At 66.7% G+C, this 17,318-nt stretch carries 18 protein-coding genes and 1 tRNA gene; 3 read left to right on the forward strand and 16 right to left on the reverse strand.

Annotation, left to right across the window (positions count from 1 at the left end; genetic code table 11):
- Positions 1–85 precede the first annotated feature (85 nt).
- Genes nuoI through STARVERO_RS07270 form a run of 10 tightly spaced genes read right to left on the reverse strand, consistent with a single transcriptional unit; the run spans position 86 to position 8,987 of the window.
- Complete coding sequence (gene nuoI, locus STARVERO_RS07225; RefSeq protein ID WP_013166662.1) at positions 86–574, reverse strand: NADH-quinone oxidoreductase subunit NuoI; 489 nt, start codon at positions 572–574, stop codon at positions 86–88.
- Between the two features lie 10 nt (positions 575–584).
- A complete protein-coding gene (locus STARVERO_RS07230) occupies positions 585–845 on the reverse strand; it encodes a hypothetical protein (RefSeq protein WP_159598371.1) in 261 nt (86 codons plus the stop codon).
- A gap of 1 nt (position 846) precedes the next feature.
- Positions 847–1,881: an NADH-quinone oxidoreductase subunit NuoH gene (nuoH, locus tag STARVERO_RS07235; RefSeq protein WP_159598372.1), complete on the reverse strand. Its 1,035-nt coding sequence runs from the start codon at positions 1,879–1,881 to the stop codon at positions 847–849.
- 13 nt (positions 1,882–1,894) lie between these two features.
- The gene (gene nuoG, locus STARVERO_RS07240; protein ID WP_159598373.1) at positions 1,895–3,973 is read right to left on the reverse strand and encodes an NADH-quinone oxidoreductase subunit NuoG; all 2,079 of its coding nucleotides are present in this window, start codon (positions 3,971–3,973) and stop codon (positions 1,895–1,897) included.
- Between the two features lie 9 nt (positions 3,974–3,982).
- Positions 3,983–5,290, reverse strand: a complete 1,308-nt coding sequence (nuoF, locus tag STARVERO_RS07245) for an NADH-quinone oxidoreductase subunit NuoF (RefSeq protein ID WP_159598374.1) — start codon at positions 5,288–5,290, stop codon at positions 3,983–3,985.
- A gap of 10 nt (positions 5,291–5,300) precedes the next feature.
- Positions 5,301–6,170 carry an NADH-quinone oxidoreductase subunit NuoE gene (gene nuoE / locus STARVERO_RS07250; RefSeq protein ID WP_159598375.1) on the reverse strand — a complete coding sequence of 290 codons (870 nt, stop codon included), beginning with the start codon at positions 6,168–6,170 and terminating at the stop codon, positions 5,301–5,303.
- A gap of 38 nt (positions 6,171–6,208) precedes the next feature.
- Positions 6,209–7,408: an NADH-quinone oxidoreductase subunit D gene (locus STARVERO_RS07255; protein WP_144343427.1), complete on the reverse strand. Its 1,200-nt coding sequence runs from the start codon at positions 7,406–7,408 to the stop codon at positions 6,209–6,211.
- A gap of 15 nt (positions 7,409–7,423) precedes the next feature.
- The gene (locus STARVERO_RS07260; RefSeq protein WP_144343426.1) at positions 7,424–8,038 is read right to left on the reverse strand and encodes an NADH-quinone oxidoreductase subunit C; all 615 of its coding nucleotides are present in this window, start codon (positions 8,036–8,038) and stop codon (positions 7,424–7,426) included.
- Positions 8,039–8,052: 14 nt separating this feature from the next.
- Entirely contained in the window at positions 8,053–8,631 is a 579-nt protein-coding gene (locus STARVERO_RS07265) for a NuoB/complex I 20 kDa subunit family protein (protein WP_144343425.1), read from the reverse strand.
- Positions 8,622–8,987: an NADH-quinone oxidoreductase subunit A gene (locus tag STARVERO_RS07270; RefSeq protein ID WP_144343424.1), complete on the reverse strand. Its 366-nt coding sequence runs from the start codon at positions 8,985–8,987 to the stop codon at positions 8,622–8,624. Before STARVERO_RS07270 ends, STARVERO_RS07265 begins: the two co-directional genes overlap by 10 nt.
- 519 nt (positions 8,988–9,506) lie before the next feature.
- Here STARVERO_RS07270 and STARVERO_RS07275 point away from each other — a divergent pair.
- Positions 9,507–11,168: a Na/Pi cotransporter family protein gene (locus tag STARVERO_RS07275; RefSeq protein WP_159598376.1), complete on the forward strand. Its 1,662-nt coding sequence runs from the start codon at positions 9,507–9,509 to the stop codon at positions 11,166–11,168.
- A 36-nt stretch (positions 11,169–11,204) separates the two neighbouring features.
- Here the strand turns inward: STARVERO_RS07275 and STARVERO_RS07280 are convergent, their stop codons facing one another.
- The 3 genes from STARVERO_RS07280 to STARVERO_RS07290 form a co-directional block, all read right to left on the reverse strand.
- Positions 11,205–11,429: a hypothetical protein gene (locus tag STARVERO_RS07280; RefSeq protein WP_159598377.1), complete on the reverse strand. Its 225-nt coding sequence runs from the start codon at positions 11,427–11,429 to the stop codon at positions 11,205–11,207.
- 189 nt (positions 11,430–11,618) lie between these two features.
- A tRNA-Asp gene (locus STARVERO_RS07285) sits at positions 11,619–11,695 on the reverse strand.
- A 100-nt stretch (positions 11,696–11,795) separates the two neighbouring features.
- Positions 11,796–12,902 carry an AI-2E family transporter gene (locus STARVERO_RS07290; protein ID WP_159598378.1) on the reverse strand — a complete coding sequence of 369 codons (1,107 nt, stop codon included), beginning with the start codon at positions 12,900–12,902 and terminating at the stop codon, positions 11,796–11,798.
- A gap of 200 nt (positions 12,903–13,102) precedes the next feature.
- Between STARVERO_RS07290 and STARVERO_RS07295 the strand changes: the two genes are divergently transcribed.
- Both STARVERO_RS07295 and kdsA read left to right on the forward strand, forming a co-directional pair.
- A complete protein-coding gene (locus tag STARVERO_RS07295; RefSeq protein WP_159598379.1) occupies positions 13,103–14,113 on the forward strand; it encodes a KpsF/GutQ family sugar-phosphate isomerase in 1,011 nt (336 codons plus the stop codon).
- A 31-nt stretch (positions 14,114–14,144) separates the two neighbouring features.
- Entirely contained in the window at positions 14,145–14,993 is an 849-nt protein-coding gene (kdsA, locus tag STARVERO_RS07300) for a 3-deoxy-8-phosphooctulonate synthase (protein ID WP_159598380.1), read from the forward strand.
- Between the two features lie 23 nt (positions 14,994–15,016).
- On the opposite strand, the gene STARVERO_RS07305 is transcribed toward kdsA, so the two are convergent.
- The 3 genes from STARVERO_RS07305 to secF are packed head-to-tail and all read right to left on the reverse strand — an operon-like array spanning position 15,017 to position 17,308.
- The gene (locus STARVERO_RS07305) at positions 15,017–15,889 is read right to left on the reverse strand and encodes a phytoene/squalene synthase family protein (protein WP_159598381.1); all 873 of its coding nucleotides are present in this window, start codon (positions 15,887–15,889) and stop codon (positions 15,017–15,019) included.
- Between the two features lie 37 nt (positions 15,890–15,926).
- Positions 15,927–16,304 carry an Mth938-like domain-containing protein gene (locus STARVERO_RS07310; protein WP_144343417.1) on the reverse strand — a complete coding sequence of 126 codons (378 nt, stop codon included), beginning with the start codon at positions 16,302–16,304 and terminating at the stop codon, positions 15,927–15,929.
- Between the two features lie 44 nt (positions 16,305–16,348).
- Complete coding sequence (gene secF / locus STARVERO_RS07315; protein WP_159598382.1) at positions 16,349–17,308, reverse strand: protein translocase subunit SecF; 960 nt, start codon at positions 17,306–17,308, stop codon at positions 16,349–16,351.
- Between the last annotated feature and the right edge of the window lie 10 nt (positions 17,309–17,318).

Here is a 17,318-nt window from a genome sequence, read left to right on the forward strand (position 1 = left end):
CCGACGGCGGCGGCGCGAAGAGCCTTAGCGGCTCGTATCGTTACGGTCTTCACGTACACGACCCCTTGCCCAATCCCCTGCGCGCTCAACGGTACGGCGCGTCCAGCGCCATGTTGCGCGCGATCTCGCGCTCCCAGCGGTCGCCGTTCGCGAGCAGCTTGGCCTTGTCGTAGTAGAGTTCCTCGCGCGTCTCGGTGGCGAACTCGAAGTTCGGTCCCTCGACGATGGCATCCACCGGGCAGGCTTCCTGGCAGAAGCCGCAATAGATGCACTTCACCATGTCGATGTCGTAACGCGTCGTGCGGCGGGTGCCGTCATTACGGCGCGGGCCAGCCTCGATGGTGATGGCCTGCGCCGGGCAGATCGCCTCGCACAGCTTGCAGGCGATGCAGCGTTCCTCGCCGTTCGGGTAGCGCCGCAGCGCATGCTCGCCACGGAAGCGCGGCGACACCGGCCCCTTTTCGAAGGGGTAGTTCAGCGTCGCCTTCGGCTTGAAGAAATAGCGCATAGCCAGGAAGAACGCCGAGACGAACTCGGTGAGCAGCAACTGGCGTGCGGCCAGATCCAACCTCATGACGCTCTCCTCAGTCGGCCAAGGCCGCGGCGAGGCCGAAGCCCACCAGCGGCATCGAAACGGCGAAAACCCGAATAACGGTCTTCCACCATGAAATCACGCCCTCGAGCTGATCAGCGCTCAGCTTCCGGGCCTCCCGGGAACCGCGGATCGACGTTTCGACGACCCGTGGCAGAATGAACCATTCGAACGCACCAAACAGCGCGCCGGCGAGCGCCCCGACCCAACCGATGGCGGATGCCTCGGTAAGAGCCCCGAGCGCGCCTTCCATCTCAGCCTCCCCCGGCCGCCAGGCCGGTGAAGTGCAGCACGCTGGCCACGATCACCACCATCGCCAGCGAGATCGGCAGGAACACCTTCCAGCCGAGGCGCATGAGCTGATCGTAGCGGTAGCGGGGAACCATTGCCTTCACCATGGCGAACATGAAGAAGACCAGCAGAACCTTGAGCAGGAACCAGACGATGCCCGGCACCCAGGTAAAAGGCGCCACCGGCACCGGCGGCAGCCACCCGCCCATGAACAGGATGGTCATCAGCGCGCACATGGTCATGATCGCCACGTACTCGCCGAGCATGAACATCATGTACGGGGTGGAGCCATATTCCACCATGAAGCCGGCCACGAGCTCGGACTCCGCTTCGCCCAGATCGAAGGGCGGGCGGTTCGTCTCGGCAAGCGCCGAAATGAAGAAGATCACGAACATCGGGAACAGCGGCAGCCAGTACCAGCCGAGCAGGCCCCACTGGGTATTCTGGGCCTCGACGATGGCTGAGAGGTTCAGCGAGCCAGCGCAGAGCAGCACGGTGACGATGACGAAGCCGATGGAGACCTCGTAGGATACCATCTGCGCCGCCGCGCGCAGCGCCGACAGGAAGGGATACTTCGAGTTCGACGCCCAGCCGGCCATGATGGTGCCGTACACACCCAGCGACGAGATCGCGAAGATGTAAAGCACACCGACATTGATGTCCGCGACCACCCAGCCGGCATCGATCGGCACCACCGCCCAGGCGGCGAGCGCCAGCAGGCAGGTGACGAAGGGCGCCAGCAGAAACACGCCCTTGTTCGAGCCGTCCGGGATGACCGGCTCCTTGAGCACGAACTTGATCAGGTCCGCGAAAGACTGGAACAGGCCGAACGGCCCGACCACGTTGGGGCCGCGGCGCAGCTGCACCGCCGCCCAGATCTTGCGGTCGGCCAGCAGCACATAGGCGACGATGATCAGCAGCCCGACCAGCAGCGCGAGGCTCTGGGCGACAATGATGAGCACCTGAAGCAGCGTGTCGAACCAGGTCGTTTCGGTCATGTGCTCTCTCCCCTCACTCGGCCGCCGCCGCAAGGCGGCTATGGGCGAGCGCGGAGCATTCGGCCATCACGGCGGACGCGCGGGCGATCGGGTTGGTGAGATAGAACTCGGTGACGGCTGCCTTGAACGGCGCGCTCGCCGGCGTACCGCCGGCATTGGCAAGCGCGAGCACCGCCGCCGGATCGGCCGGCGCGACGTGCTCGATACGGGCCAGATGCGGATGCCCCTTGTAGAGCGCCGCCCTGAGCTCGGAAAGGCTGTCGAAGGGCAGCCGCTTGCCGATGACGTCCGAGAGCGCGCGCAGCACCGCCCAGTCCTCGCGGGCCTCGCCCGGCGGGAAGGCGGCGCGGTTGGCGAGCTGCGCCCGGCCTTCCGTGTTCACATAGGTGCCGGACTTCTCCGTATAGGCCGCGCCCGGCAGGATGATGTCGGCGCGGTGGGCGCCGCGGTCGCCATGGGTGCCGAGATAGACCACGAAGGCGCCGGGGGCGATGTCGATCTCGTCGGCGCCGAGCGCGAAGAGGACGTCGACGCCGCCCGGATTGGTCATCGCCACGGCGTCGAGACCGCCCTCACCCGGCACGGCGCCGAGATCGAGCGCGCCGACCCGCGAAGCCGCGGTGTGCAGCACGGAGAAGCCGTTCCAGCCATCCTTGACGGCACCGACCGCCACGGCCAGCCGCGCGGCGAGCGCCAGCACGGCGGCACCGTCGGGACGCGAAAGAGCGCCCTGCCCGATCAGGATCAGCGGATGCTGGGCGTTCTTCAGCGTTTCCGCGAAAGTGCCGCTGCCCACGAGATCGACCAGCGTGTCGGAACCGGCGCCGAGATAGTCATAGGGATAGGTCAGGTCGACATGCTCGCCGATCAGGCCGATCGGGAAATTGCCCTGCAGCCAGCGCTTGCGGATGCGGGCGTTGAGCACGCTCGCCTCACGGCGCGGATCGGAACCGATGATCAGCAGCGCGTCCGCCTGCTCGATGCCGGCGATGCCGGCGTTGAACAGGTAGCTGGCGCGACCGAGCGACGGGTCGAGCTTGGTGCCGTCCTGCCGGCAGTCGATGTTCGCCGATCCCAGCGCCGTCAGCAGCGACTTGAGGGCGAAGGTCTCCTCCACCGAGGCGAGGTCGCCGACCAGGCCGCCGATGCGGTTGCCGGGAACACCCTTCACCTTCTCGGCGATGGCGGCGAAAGCCTCCGGCCAGCTCGCAGGTTTCAACTTGCCGCCAACCCGCACATAGGCGCGGTCGAGACGCTGCGTCTTCAAACCGTCCCAGATGTAGCGGGTCTTGTCGGAGATCCACTCCTCGTTCACGTCCTCGTTGAGCCGCGGAAGGACGCGCATGACCTCGCGACCGCGCGTATCGACGCGAATGTTGGAGCCGACGGCATCCATCACATCGACGGACTCGGTCTTCACCAGTTCCCACGGACGGGCGTGGAAGGCATAAGGCCGCTGGGTAAGCGCGCCGACCGGGCAGAGGTCGGCGACGTTGCCCTGCAGCTCCGAGGAGAGCGCCGCCTCGAGATAGGTGGTGATCTCCATGTCCTCGCCGCGCCCGATGGCGCCGAGCTCGGCGACGCCCGCCACTTCCGTGGTGAAGCGCACGCAGCGGGTGCACTGGATGCACCGCGTCATGGAGGTCTTGATGAGCGGGCCGATATACTTGTCCTCGACCGCGCGCTTGTTCTCGGCATAGCGGGACGTATCCACGCCATAGGCCATGGCCTGGTCCTGCAGGTCGCACTCGCCGCCCTGGTCGCAGATCGGGCAGTCCAACGGGTGGTTGATGAGCAGGAACTCCATCACCCCTTCGCGCGCCTTCTTCACCATGGGGCTCTTGGTGAGCACCACGGGCGGCTCGCCATTGGGGCCGGGGCGCAGGTCGCGCACGTTCATGGCGCAGCTCGCCGTCGGCTTGGGCGGCCCGCCCTTCACCTCGACGAGGCACATGCGGCAGTTGCCGGCGATCGACAGGCGCTCATGGAAGCAGAAGCGCGGAATCTCCGCGCCGGCCGCCTCACAGGCCTGGAGGAGCGTGTATTCCGGCGGAACATCAAGCTCGATGTCGTCGACGATGATCTTGGCCATGATGCTTTCTCACTCCGCCGCGACCGGCACCGGGACCGGATCGGAATGCGGGTTCGCCGCGTACTGGTCGATCCGACGCTCGATCTCGCCGCGGAAATGCCGGATCAGGCCCTGCACCGGCCACGCCGCCGCGTCGCCGAGCGCGCAGATGGTGTGGCCCTCGACCTGCGTCGTGACCTGGAGCAGCAGGTCGATCTCGCGCTTCTGCGCGCGCCCCTCGACCATGCGGTCGAGCACGCGCCACATCCAGCCCGTGCCCTCGCGGCAGGGCGTGCACTGGCCGCAGCTCTCATGCCGGAAGAAGTACGAAATGCGGGAGATCGCCTTAACCACGTCCGTGGACTTGTCCATCACCAGCACGCCGGCGGTGCCGAAGCTCGACTTCACCGCACGGCAGCCGTCGAAGTCCATGATCAGGTCTTCGCACTGGTCCGCCGGGACGATCGGGCAGGACGCGCCGCCGGGGATGATGGCGAGCAGGTTGCCCCAGCCGCCGCGCACGCCGCCGCCATGCTTCTCGATCAGTTCCTTGAACGGGATGCCCATCGCGTCTTCGACGACGCAGGGCGTGTTCACATGGCCGGAGATGCCATAGAGCTTGGTGCCGACATTGTTGGGCCGGCCGATGGAGGAGAACCACGCCGCGCCGCGCCGCAGGATGGTCGGCGCGACAGCAATGGACTCGACGTTGTTCACCGTCGTCGGGCAGCCATAGAGGCCCACATTGGCCGGGAACGGCGGCTTCAGGCGCGGCTGGCCCTTCTTGCCTTCCAGGCTCTCCAGCAGCGCGGTCTCCTCGCCACAGATATAGGCGCCGGCGCCGTGGTGGACGTAGACGTCGAAGTCCCAGCCGTTAACGTTGTTCTTGCCGATCAGGCGCGCCTCATAGGCCTGATCGACCGCCGCCTGCAGGCGCTCGCGCTCGTGGATGAACTCGCCGCGAACATAGATGTAGGCGGCGTGGGCACCCATGGCGAAGCCGGCGATCAGGCAGCCTTCGACCAGATGATGGGGGTCGTGGCGCAGGATCTCGCGATCCTTGCAGGTGCCGGGCTCCGACTCGTCGGCGTTGACGACGAGATAGTGCGGCCGCCCGTCATTGTTCTTGGGCATGAACGACCACTTGAGGCCGGTCGGGAAGCCGGCGCCACCGCGCCCGCGCAGGCCCGAGGCCTTCATGTGTTCGATGATCCAGTCGCGGCCGGCTTCGAGAATGGTCTTGGTGCCATCCCACGAGCCGCGCTTCAGCGCGCCCTGCAGCCCCCAGTCGTGGTGGCCGTAGATGTTGGTGAAGATGCGATCCTTGTCAGCAAGCATGGTTCGCTCCTCAATCCGACGCCTTCTCGCCCGGCGGCGGAGCCACGGGCTTGGCGGGCTTCTCGCTGTCGGCGCTGCCGGCAGCCTCGACCGCCTTGGCCGGCGGCGGCGCGGCCGGAGCCGGATCGCTCTTGGGCGGCGCCGGGGGAGCCGCGGCGGCAGCGGCCGGCGGCGGAGCCGGAGGGGCCGTCTCGCCATTGGCGCGGGCGGCAATCGCCTCGCGGGCAAGCGCAAGGCCGGCCCCCTGCCCCACCATCGAGCCGTCATAGAGTTCCGGCGAGGTCAGCACGCGCAGCCCCGTGACCGGAGCCGAGGTAATACGGCCGTTCTGCGGGCCCGACGTCGGCTTCTCGCCGCGCTCGAACGCATCGAGGATCTTGTCCAAGTCTTCGGGCGTCAGGTCCTCGTAGACATCCTTCCAGACCTGAATCATGGGCGCATTGGTGCAGGTGCCGGCGCACTCCACCTCTTCCCACGAGAAATCGCCGTTCTCGGAGAGATGGAACGGCTCGGCGTTGATGCGCCGCTTGCAGACCTTCATCAGGTCGCCGGCGCCCTTCAGCATGCACGGCGTGGTGCCGCAGACCTGAATGTGCGCCTTCCTGCCGACCGGCTGAAGCTGGAACTGGGTGTAGAAGGTGGCGATCTCGTAGACGCGGATCGGCGCCATGCCGAGCATGTCGCCGACATACCGCATCGCCGGCTCCGAGACCCAGCCGCCCGCCTGCTCCTGCGCGCGCATCAACAGCGGAATGACCGCGCTGGCCTGCCGGCCGGCGGGATACTTCGCGATGGTCTTCTCGGCCCAAACAAGATTCTCGGCCGTGAACGCGAAGCTCTCGGGCTGAACCTCTTTTGGCGCAAGCCTACGGACAGACATGCCGTACCCTTCCGATCGAACCGCTGGCCGAACCCGGCTCAGCGGTCCACTTCACCGAACACGATGTCGAGCGACCCGAGGATCGCCGACACGTCCGCGAGCATGTAGCCGCGGCAAAGGAAATCCATCGCCTGGAGATGCGCGAAGCCGGGCGCGCGGATCTTGCAGCGATAGGGTTTGTTGGTGCCGTCGGCGACGAGATAGACGCCGAACTCGCCCTTGGGCGCTTCCACCGCGGCATAGACCTCGCCGGCGGGAACATGGAAGCCTTCCGTGTAGAGCTTGAAATGATGGATCAGCGCTTCCATCGAGCGCTTCATCTCGCCACGCTTGGGCGGAACGACCTTGTTGTCCACGGCCGAGACCGGGCCGGCTTCCTTGAGGAGACGCTCGCAGCACTGGCGCATGATGTACGCCGACTGCCGCATCTCCTCCATCCGGATACAGTAGCGATCGTAGTTGTCGCAGTTCTTGCCGACGGGAATGTCGAATTCCATCTCGTCGTAGCACTCGTAGGGCTGCGACTTGCGCAGGTCCCACGCCGCGCCCGAACCGCGCACCATCACGCCCGAGAACCCCCAGGCGAAGGCGTCCTCAAGGCTCACGATGCCGATGTCGACGTTGCGCTGCTTGAAGATGCGGTTGTCGGTCAGCAGCCCCTCGAGGTCGTCGCAGACCTTCAGGAAGTGCGGGATGAAATCGCGGATGTCCTCGACGAGCTTCTGCGGCAGGTCCTGATGCACGCCGCCGGGGCGGAAATAGGCCGCGTGCATGCGCGAACCGGAGGCGCGCTCGTAGAAGACCATCAGCTTCTCGCGTTCCTCGAAGCCCCACAGCGGCGGGGTGAGCGCGCCGACGTCCATCGCCTGCGTGGTCACGTTGAGCATGTGGGAGAGGATGCGGCCGATCTCGGAATAGAGCACGCGGATCAGCTGGCCGCGCTTCGGCACCTCGATGCCGAGCAGCCGCTCCACCGCCATGCAGAAGGCATGCTCCTGGTTCATCGGCGCGACGTAGTCGAGCCGATCGAAATAGGGCATGGCCTGCAGATAGGTCTTGGTCTCGAGCAGCTTCTCCGTGCCGCGGTGGAGCAGGCCGATATGCGGATCGACCCGCTCGATGATTTCACCGTCCAGCTCCAGAACGAGGCGCAAAACACCATGCGCTGCAGGATGTTGCGGTCCGAAGTTGATCTGGAAGTTGCGGACGTTCGGGTCGATCTTGCCGGGTGCGTTCATCGCTCGGACCTCACCTCAACCCGCCTTCGGGGCGGTTGCCTTCTCGTCACCCGGGAGCACGTATTCGGGCCCCTCCCACGGCGACAAGAAGTCAAAGTTACGGAACTCCTGGGCGAGTTTCACCGGCTCGTAGACCACACGCTTGCGCTCGTCGTCGTAACGCACCTCGACGAAGCCGGTGGTCGGGAAGTCCTTGCGCAGCGGATAGCCGTCGAAGCCGTAATCGGTCAGCAGGCGCCGCAGCTCGGGATGGCCCGAGAACAGGATGCCGTACATGTCGTAGGCTTCGCGCTCGAACCAGAACGCGCCCGGGAAGACGGCGGTCGCGGAGGGAACGGGCGTCGTCTCGTCGGTCTCGACACGCACGCGGATGCGCGCGTTCAGGGTCGGGGACAGCAGATGGTACACGACGTCGAAACGCTTCTCGCGCTTCGGCCAGTCCACGCCGCAGACATCGATGAAGCTGACGAAGCGGCAGGACGGATCATCGCGCAGGAAAGCGAGAACCTTCAACACCTCGGCCGCGGACGCAACGAGGGTGAGCTCGCCATAAGCGACGATTACCTCCCCGACGGCGTCGGGGAGGGCTTCCTGAACATGCGCGCCCAGCTCTTTCAGCGTCTCGTCCATTTCGCCTCGAACCCTCAGCGCTCGATCGTGCCCGTGCGGCGGATCTTCTTCTGCAGCAGCAGCACGCCGTACAGCAGGGCCTCTGCCGTGGGCGGGCAGCCCGGAACATAGATATCCACCGGCACGATGCGGTCGCAGCCGCGCACGACCGAATAGGAGTAGTGGTAGTAGCCGCCGCCATTGGCGCAGCTGCCCATGGAGATGACGTAACGCGGCTCCGGCATCTGGTCGTAGACCTTGCGGAGCGCGGGCGCCATCTTGTTGGTCAGCGTGCCGGCGACGATCATCACGTCCGACTGGCGCGGGGACGCGCGCGGAGCGAAGCCGAACCTCTCCACGTCATAACGCGGCATCGAGGTCTGCATCATCTCGACCGCGCAGCAGGCAAGGCCGAAGGTCATCCACATCAGCGAGCCGGTGCGCGCCCAGTTGATGAGCTCGTCCGTCGCGGTGACGAGGAAGCCCTTGTCGGCGAGCTCAGCATTGACCTCGACAAAGAACGGATCGGTCGCACCGATCGGCCTGCCGGTATTGGGGTCGATGATTCCCTTGGCCGCCGGGGCGACGAGAGGGCTATTCGCGCTCAATCCCATTCGAGCGCTCCCTTCTTCCACTCATAGACGAAACCGACGGTCAGCACGCCGAGGAACACCATCATCGACCAGAAGCCGAAGCTGCCGAGCTCCCCGAAGGTGATGGCCCACGGGAACAGGAACGCCACTTCGAGGTCGAAGATGATGAAGAGGATGGAGACCAGATAGAAGCGGACGTCGAACTTCATGCGCGCGTCGTCGAACGCATTGAAGCCACATTCATAGGCCGACATCTTCTCCGGATCCGGGCGGCTGAAGGCGACCAGAAACGGCGCCACCAGCAGGGCGATGCCGATCACCGCCGAGACGCCGATGAAGATGACAACGGGCAGATAATCCTGAAGCAGACTGCTCATGGATGGGATCCTCCCCGGCCAGCGTAGGTCATCGGTCGTGCCTATCGCAGTTGCGAAATATTCAAAGCACGCGGCAGGCTTATCTCACCGCCCTGACTGAGGCAAGGGCATCCGCAGCCAATCGCGCAGGTCTGGCATACAAGATTCACAGCCTGCACGCGAACATTGCCGCTGCGCGGCGCACCGGCCTGCCTGCGCGCGCAAAATATGGGCGGGACAGGGGATTTGGCGCGCGGCTTTCGCACGGCGTCGATCAGAAATTTTTCCGCGGCGACGCTAGCTGAGAGATCGTGACGGTATCGTGATCGGCGGGCAGGTCCGGCCTTCGGAAGCTGAACGCCCATCCGCCGCTGGCGGCTCACAAGCTATTCGACGAGATCCTGCGAGCCGCCCGAACTGGTTCACCCGCACCCGACTGACGTTGCGGCAGGATCGACAAAGCCGCATGCCGGCGCGAAAGTGACATTCGTTCAAGAATAGCAGGGTGCTGGCTCAAGACGTCCCGGAGGCACGTCGCGCATGACCTTTCCCGCCACGCTCGTCGACCTCGCCGGCTTCATCGCGCTGCTGCTCTGGGGCACCCATATGGTGCAGACCGGCGTGCAGCGCGCCTTTGGTCCGCGACTCAAATCGATCCTCGGCCATGCGATGGGCGACCGCTTCCGGGCGTTCCTGGCCGGCTTCGGCGTCACGACCCTTCTGCAAAGCAGCACCGCGACCGGGCTGATGGTGACGGGCTTCGCGGCCGAGGGGCTCGTCGACCTCGTTCCGGCACTGGCTGCCATGCTGGGTGCGAATGTCGGCACAACGCTGATCGTGCAGGTGTTCTCCCTCGACATCGCGGCGCTCGCCCCGGCGCTCGTCCTCGTTGGCGTGCTGATGTTCCGGCGCGATTCCTCTTCGCAGACCCACGATCTCGGCCGCGTGATGATCGGCCTCGGCCTGATGCTTCTCGCCCTGCACCAGTTGCTCGACCTCCTTCAGGATTACGAAGACGCGCCGAGCCTGCGCATCCTGCTCGGCAGCATCTCCACCCTCCCCCTGCTGGCCGTGCTGATCGGCGCCGGCCTGACCTGGGCGGCCCATTCCAGCGTCGCCGTGGTGCTATTGATCATGTCGCTGGCGGCGAATGGGGTCGTGCCGCCGAATTCCGCCTTCGCGCTGGTGCTCGGGGCCAATCTCGGCACCGCGATCAATCCGCTGCTGGAAGGGGCCTCCGGTGCCGATCCGGCCGCCAGGCGCGTGCCCCTCGGCAACCTGATCACCCGCCTCGCGGGGATCGCGATCGCCCTCGTGGCCCTGCAGCCGATAGGCCGCTTCATGGTGACGCTGCAGCCCGACAATGCGCTTGCGGTCGCCTATTTCCACACGCTGTTCAATGTGGCCACCGCGGCGCTGTTCTTTCCGGTCCTCGGGCCTCTGTCGCGGCTGCTGTGCCGCTTGCTGCCGGATCAGGCCGCGGCGGACGACCCCTCGCGCCCGCGCTATCTCGACCCGGCGGCCCGTGAAACGCCCATCGTGGCGCTGGGCGGAGCGGCCCGCGAGACGCTGAGACTGGCCGACGCGCTGGAGACGATGCTGTCCGGTGCCCGCGAAGGGTTGCAGAGTGGCGACCGCCGCCAGATGGCCGAAACGCGTCGTGGGGACGATGTGCTTGACCGGCTGAATCTGGCCATCAAGTCCTATCTGACGTCGATCGACCCGGATGAACTCGGACCCCACGACCATCGACGCATGAACGAGATTCTCGCCTTCGCGATGAATCTTGAACAGGCGGGCGACGTGATCGATCGCCAGTTGCTTCCCCACGCAGCAAAGCGGTTGAAGCGCGGACTGGCCCTTCAGCCCGCCCAGCAGGATGAGCTTCTCACGCTCATGGATCGCCTGATCGCCAATCTGCGCACCGCCGCCTCGCTCTTCATGACCGAGGATCCGCGCGCCGCGCGCCTGCTGGCCGATGAGAAGGTGGTCTTTCGCGATGCGGAGGCGAACGCGACGCAGCGGCATTTCGGCCGCCTGCGCACCAGCTCGCTGATCACCGCGCAGGCGAGCGCGCTCTATCTCGACCTGCTCCGCGACATGAAACAGATCAACAGCCACATCGTGGCGGCCGCTGCCTACCCCGTCCTCGAACGCAGCGGCGCCCTGTTGGCGAGCCGCGTGGCCGAAGGTCCGGCCTGAGGCGATAGGAGGCGCCCTTGGAGAGAGAGCCGGCGCTCAGGCCGCCCGCTCCCCGGCGCCGTCGACTTCCTCGACATCCACGACGACGACGCGGCTGGCGTCGGAAATGTCGGACTGCCAGTCGACGTCGAGCGCGGTGCCGTTGCGCACCTGGCTGCGCGCAATGCGTTCCGCCTCACCGAGATCGGCGGCATCCACAGTGACCTGACCGGTTTCACGCGTCGTGACGGTACGCTCGAGCGTGATGTTGAAAACGGACATGGCTGAAGCTCCGAAAAAGCGGTGCGGCGGATATGCGCCCATCCGGCGGGATGGTCTTCGCAATTCGCACGCGCCTTACCGACGCGCACCGCGCCAGACCGATCGGGATGCAGGAGGAAAATAGTGTCGCGAAGCCAGACCAGATGTCTCTTCGCGCCTGCTCGATCGATGTGGGCTTGTTGATGTGAGTGGCGGGAGTGACGGGGCTCGAACCCGCGACCTCCGGCGTGACAGGCCGGCGCTCTAACCAACTGAGCTACACCCCCAACGACGGGTCCGCGCTGGACCGCTCGTCGAGTGCGGCGGGTGTTAAGGCAGGCCCCAGCGGGTGTCAAGCGGGTGCGGGCAGCCTTCCCACGAATAGTGTCAGCCGGGCAGCTGCGGACGCCGCTTTGCGAGCACGCCATCCACAAGCGCCATCGCCGCGATCAGCAGCGGCACGGCAAGGAAGGTGCCCGCCGGTCCCCACAGCCACGTCCAGAACGCCATCGACAGGAAAACGGCGAACGGGTTGAGCGCAACGCGGCGTCCCACGATCAACGGCGTGAGGAACTGTCCCTCGATGCTGGTGATGACGAGAAAGGCCACGGCGGGAAGAAGCGCCGGCACGATGCCGGGAAAGGTGACGATGCCGGCCATGGCCAGAACCAGCGTCATCACCGCAGGGCCGACATAGGGGATGTAGTTCAGCACCCCGGCGAGCACGGCCCACAGCAGTGGATTGGGAAGGCCCAGCAGCCACGTCATCAGCCCCGTCGCGATACCGAGGCCGATATTGATGAAGGTCGCCGTCACCAGATAGGCGCCCAGCCGCCCCTCGATCTCGCGGAACACGCGCAACGCCGTCAGCCGCGTCGAACGCGGTGTCATCACCTGCACGACCCGCCGCTTGATCTGCACCCGGCCGGCAAGGAAGAACAGCAGCGAGCCGAGGAACAGGATGAACTCGCCGATCACCGGCGTGACCAGCGTGACCATGCTCTCCAGCATGCGCGAGTCGGCGATCTCGACCGCCATGGGCGGCTCGGAGACGCGGCCGATCGATTGGATCGATTCGATCATCGACGCGACGGTCCGCAGGCTCGGCTTCAGCGCGGCGAATCGTTCCTGCAGGATGGCGCCGATCTCCGGCGCCCGCGCCGTCCAGTCGGCCAGCGGTCCCGCCAGCGCCAGCGCCATGGCGTAGAACAGCCCGACGATGGCCAGAACCATGAGGACGGCGCCGAACGCGGTGGGAATGCCACGCCGCGCAAGCCCCTCGATGGCCGGGCCGATCACGCTGCCGATGATGGCCGCCGCGACGATGGGGATCAGCACCGCACGGGCCACGAACAGAGCCGCCGCGAGCACGACGATGGCGACGGCGATGATGGCCGTCTGGGTAAGGCGGCGCCACAGGCGCTCACGGCGGTTCTCGGTCGGCTCGCTCCACAGCGCGCCCGCCTCCTCCGCCGCGCTACGCCTCATTTCCATGACCGGCCTCGCTCATCCGCCCCTACCATTCGCGGCATCACAACGTGCGCCCGCCACGGGCGGTTCCCGGCGCGGTCTCCCCTGCCCTCCATTGCATCGCGGCCGATTGGCGCTTATTGACGCGCAGGCGTGGCCCTGGACGGCGCGCCGTCCGCTTCCCGGCGGACGGACGCCGCAAGCAAGGGAGTATGGCCTTGGGCATGGCCCAGTCGCAGAACACCCCCGTCACCGGCACGCCCCGCCGGGACGAAGCCTTGCGCGAGAGCGTGCGGCGTACCCTCGCCATCGAAGCCAAGGGCCTCGCCGCGCTGAGCGCGACGGTCGAGGGCGAGCTCGGCGATGCCATCGAGCGCGCCACCGGCCTCATCGAAGGCGCGCGCGGGCGCGTCATCGTCACCGGCATGGGCAAGAGCGGCCATATCGGCCGCAAGATCGCCGCTACCCTCGCCTCCACCGGCACCCCCGCCCTGTTCCTGCATGCCGCCGAAGCGAGCCATGGCGACCTCGGCATGGTGACGCCGGACGACGTACTGCTGGCCATCTCCTGGTCGGGCGAGACCGCCGAACTCGGCGACGTCGTGCATTACGCGCGGCGTTTTGACGTGCCGCTGCTCGCCATCACCTCGAATGCGGAGAGCACGCTCGGCCGCGCCGCCGATACCGTGCTGGTGCTGCCGCGCGTGGAAGAGGCCTGCCCGAACGGCCTCGCGCCGACCACCTCCACCCTCATGCAGCTCGCCATCGGCGACGCTCTGGCGGTGGCGCTGCTGGAGCGGCGTGGCTTCTCGGCCTCCGACTTCCGCGTCTTTCATCCCGGCGGCAAGCTGGGCGCGCGGCTGCTGAAGGTCTCCGACCTCATGCACCAAGGCCCCGAAATGCCGCTGGTGACATTCGGCACGCCGATGAGCGACGTCCTGATCGAGATCACCGGCAAGCGCTTCGGCTGCTGTGGCGTCGTCGACGGCACGGGAAAGCTGGCCGGCATCGTGACGGACGGCGACCTGCGCCGGCATATGGGCGGCGAGCTTCTGGCGCAGCCAGTCGAATCGGTGATGACGCGGTCTCCGCTGGTCGTCCAGCCCGATGTCCTGGCAAGCGCGGCGCTCGGCCTCATGAACCGGCGGCCGGTGACGGTCGTCTTCGCGGTCGCGGACGACGCGCCGGTCGGCATCCTCCACATTCACGACATTCTGCGCGCCGGCGTTGTCTGACGCCGCGCTTTCCTCTCCAAGGAACCTCACGATGAGCGGCCATACCGCCAATTCCGTCGTTTCCATCGGTGATGTGCGCTTCGGCAATGACCTGCCGCTGGCGTTGATCGCCGGCCCCTGCCAGATGGAAAGCCGCGAGCATGCGCTGGAATGCGCCGCCGCGATCAAGGAGATCGCGGTCCGTCGCGGCATCGGCGTCGTCTTCAAGACCTCCTTCGACAAGGCGAACCGCACCTCGATCAAGGGCACACGCGGCATGGGGCTCGAGGCGGCCCTGCCCGTCTTCGCCGAGATCCGCGAGCGCTACGGCATGCCGGTGCTGACCGACGTGCACGAGAACGACCAGTGCGCACCGGTCGCCGAGGTCGTCGACATTCTCCAGATCCCGGCCTTCCTGTGCCGGCAGACCGACCTTCTCATCGCCGCCGCCGCCACGGGGCGCACGGTGAACGTGAAGAAGGGGCAGTTCCTTGCGCCGTGGGACATGAAGAACGTCGTCGCCAAGCTCACCGAGAGCGGCAATCCGAACGTGCTCGTCACCGAGCGCGGCGTCTCCTTCGGCTACAACACGCTCGTCACCGACATGCGCGCCCTGCCGATCATGGCGGAGACGACCGGCGCTCCGGTGATCTTCGACGCCACCCATTCGGTGCAGCAGCCCGGCGGTCAGGGCACCTCGTCGGGCGGGCAGCGCGAATTTGTGCCGGTGCTGGCGCGCGCTGCCGTGGCGGTCGGCATTGCCGGCGTGTTCGTCGAGACCCATCCAGATCCCGACAAGGCGCCGTCCGACGGACCGAATATGGTGCCGTTGAACCAGTTCGAGGAATTGGTGGCGCGCCTGCAGGCGTTCGACCGGGTCGCCAAGGACCGCTCGAACTGACGGCGCCATCTCCGGGGCGGTGTCTAGTCCGCCTCGGTCGCCTTGCGCAGCGTGCGGGCACCCCTCCAGAGCCGCCACAGGCGGCTGAAGGCCGACGTGGCCGGTACGGCCACGAACGGGTCGTGCGGCCGCTCCATGCGGGCGAGATCGCCGGGAACCAGCGTCAGCGGCAGGAAGGCGGGGAGCTCGGCGGTATCAACGTCCCCAAGCGCCTCGATCGCCGCCTCGTAATGGCGCCGGGCCAGCACGCGCATCTCGGCCAGCGCGGCCCGCAGTCCGGGGCTTGCCGGGCCGGACACGGCATCCTCGCGGGTCAATCCGTGCCTCTTGAGCAGGTCCAGCGGCACATAGCACTGGCCACGCCGCGCATGGATGGGAAAGGCGCGCAGCAGACCCGTCACCGCATAGGCGACACCCGCATGGCCGGCAGCCTCGGCTGAGGCCCGGCCGGCCTCCCCCGAAAGAATCAGCGTTGCCAGCCGGATGAGGGCCGACGAGGTCTCGCCGGCATAGCCTTCGAGATCATTCACGGTCGGCATCGGATCGTCGTAGAGATCGAAGATGCGCGCGTCGAGAAGCGCGAAGAAGGTCTCGCGCGGCAGGCGATAGGTCTCAATGGCGTCCAGCAGCGCCGCAGCGACGGGGTTGGCGCGGACATCGCCGCGTGCCCCGCCGATCAGCGCCTCGCTCCACCATTGCAGCCTCACCTCCCCGGCCATGGGATTGGTGATCGCCTCGCGCACCCGCGCCACCTCGACATTGAAGGCATGGAGCGCGAACAGCGCTCCTCGCCGCCCGGCGGGCGCGAACAGATCCGCGACATAGCGGTCGCGATCGAGTTCACGAACGAGACGCGCGCAATAGTCGGCGTCCGAAATCACGCCCGGCCCGTTCATGATCCGGGCTCCCAGGGGAACACGCGCATCGCCCTGCTCATGGCAGCGCCAGCAGCGCGGCGGCAACCGCGCGGCCTTCCGCCAGAAGCACGTTGTAGGTGGAAGCGGCCGCGCGCGTCGGCATGGCATCGACCGATATGCCGACATCCCTCAACCGCCAGCGCAACGCATCGGGCACTGGCCAGGGATCCGGCCCGGTACCGATCAGCAGCAGCTCGATGCCTGCCGATTGCACGATGACGGGAGCGAGCGCCGCCGCGTCGACATCGGCCGGCACGCGCGCTGCCCAGGCGTGGATGCCGGACGGCAGGGCGAGAATGGAGCCTTCCGACGCCATGCCGGCGAAATGGAAGGACCAGCGGCCATAGCCATCGATCGGCACCTGGCGCGGCAGATGGGCGTCGGGTGTCGCCATGGGCCTTCCGTCAGATGGGTCTCACCCCGCCGGGGATATCCCGGTCAGGGCGTGACGCGCTCCGCCTTGGCATTGGTCTCCTTCGTCTCCGCCTTCTCGGCCAGCGTGCGTGTGGTCACACCGAGATAGATCAGCAGCGGCGAGGCGATGAAGATCGAGGTGTAGGTGCCGACCAGCACCACGCCGAACATCATCGTCACCGAGAAGCTGTGGATCGCCCGGCCGCCGAAGAGCACGAGAGCCAGCAGCGCCAGCGTGACGGTCACGTGGGTGATGACCGAACGCGACAGCGTGGAGTTGATGGAGGCGTTGAGCAGCTCGTCCGTCGGCATCTTCTTGTAACGACGCAGCATCTCGCGGATGCGGTCGTAGATGACGATCGTGTCGTTCAGCGAATAGCCGAGGATGGTCAGCAGCGCGGCGACGCTCGTCAGATCGAAGTCGATCTGGAAGATCGCCATGAAGCCGATGGTCAGCACGATATCGTGGAAGTTCGCGATCGAGGCACCGAGCGCGAACTGCCATTCGAAGCGGAACCACAGGTAGATGAGAATCGCGAACACCGCGAGCATCAGCCCGACGATGCCGTAGCTGAGCAGTTCCTGGGACACGCGCGGACCGACCACCTCGACGCGGCGGTATTCGACGCCGTCGCCGAGCGCGGCCCGCACCTTGCCGACGACCGCCTGCTGGGCGCTTTCGCCGCCCGGCTGCTGGGCGACGCGGATCAGCACCTCGCCATCGGTGCCGATCTCCTGGATCTGCACCTCGCCGAGCTCAAGCGACTCGAGCTTGGAGCGCACATCGGCGATGTTCAGCGTGTTGTTCGGGTAGCGAACCTCAAGCAGCGTGCCGCCCTTGAAGTCGATGCCGAAGTTCAGGCCGAGGGTCAGGAAGGCGACGAGTGCCACGATCGACATCAGCGCCGAGATCGGGAAGCTGATGCGCCGGAAGCGCATGAAGTCGAAATGGGTGTCGTCCGGGACGATGCGGAGCAGACGCATGGGGCTCTCG

The organism is Starkeya nomas, assembly GCF_902703545.1.
GTDB lineage: Bacteria > Pseudomonadota > Alphaproteobacteria > Rhizobiales > Xanthobacteraceae > Ancylobacter > Ancylobacter moscoviensis.

Coding starts and splice junctions, on each gene's coding strand:
- STARVERO_RS07265 (WP_144343425.1), bottom strand. CDS start 8,631: ATGGGATTGAGCGCGAATAGCCCTCTCGTCGCCCCGGCGGCCAAGGGA.
- secF (WP_159598382.1), bottom strand. CDS start 17,308: ATGCGTCTGCTCCGCATCGTCCCGGACGACACCCATTTCGACTTCATG.
- STARVERO_RS07255 (WP_144343427.1), bottom strand. CDS start 7,408: ATGAACGCACCCGGCAAGATCGACCCGAACGTCCGCAACTTCCAGATC.
- nuoF (WP_159598374.1), bottom strand. CDS start 5,290: ATGCTTGCTGACAAGGATCGCATCTTCACCAACATCTACGGCCACCAC.
- nuoI (WP_013166662.1), bottom strand. CDS start 574: ATGAGGTTGGATCTGGCCGCACGCCAGTTGCTGCTCACCGAGTTCGTC.
- STARVERO_RS07280 (WP_159598377.1), bottom strand. CDS start 11,429: ATGTCCGTTTTCAACATCACGCTCGAGCGTACCGTCACGACGCGTGAA.
- STARVERO_RS07305 (WP_159598381.1), bottom strand. CDS start 15,889: ATGAACGGGCCGGGCGTGATTTCGGACGCCGACTATTGCGCGCGTCTC.
- STARVERO_RS07270 (WP_144343424.1), bottom strand. CDS start 8,987: ATGAGCAGTCTGCTTCAGGATTATCTGCCCGTTGTCATCTTCATCGGC.
- nuoH (WP_159598372.1), bottom strand. CDS start 1,881: ATGACCGAAACGACCTGGTTCGACACGCTGCTTCAGGTGCTCATCATT.
- STARVERO_RS07275 (WP_159598376.1), top strand. CDS start 9,507: ATGACCTTTCCCGCCACGCTCGTCGACCTCGCCGGCTTCATCGCGCTG.
- STARVERO_RS07310 (WP_144343417.1), bottom strand. CDS start 16,304: ATGGCGACACCCGACGCCCATCTGCCGCGCCAGGTGCCGATCGATGGC.
- STARVERO_RS07260 (WP_144343426.1), bottom strand. CDS start 8,038: ATGGACGAGACGCTGAAAGAGCTGGGCGCGCATGTTCAGGAAGCCCTC.
- STARVERO_RS07290 (WP_159598378.1), bottom strand. CDS start 12,902: ATGGAAATGAGGCGTAGCGCGGCGGAGGAGGCGGGCGCGCTGTGGAGC.
- kdsA (WP_159598380.1), top strand. CDS start 14,145: ATGAGCGGCCATACCGCCAATTCCGTCGTTTCCATCGGTGATGTGCGC.
- nuoG (WP_159598373.1), bottom strand. CDS start 3,973: ATGGCCAAGATCATCGTCGACGACATCGAGCTTGATGTTCCGCCGGAA.
- STARVERO_RS07295 (WP_159598379.1), top strand. CDS start 13,103: ATGGCCCAGTCGCAGAACACCCCCGTCACCGGCACGCCCCGCCGGGAC.
- nuoE (WP_159598375.1), bottom strand. CDS start 6,170: ATGTCTGTCCGTAGGCTTGCGCCAAAAGAGGTTCAGCCCGAGAGCTTC.
- STARVERO_RS07230 (WP_159598371.1), bottom strand. CDS start 845: ATGGAAGGCGCGCTCGGGGCTCTTACCGAGGCATCCGCCATCGGTTGG.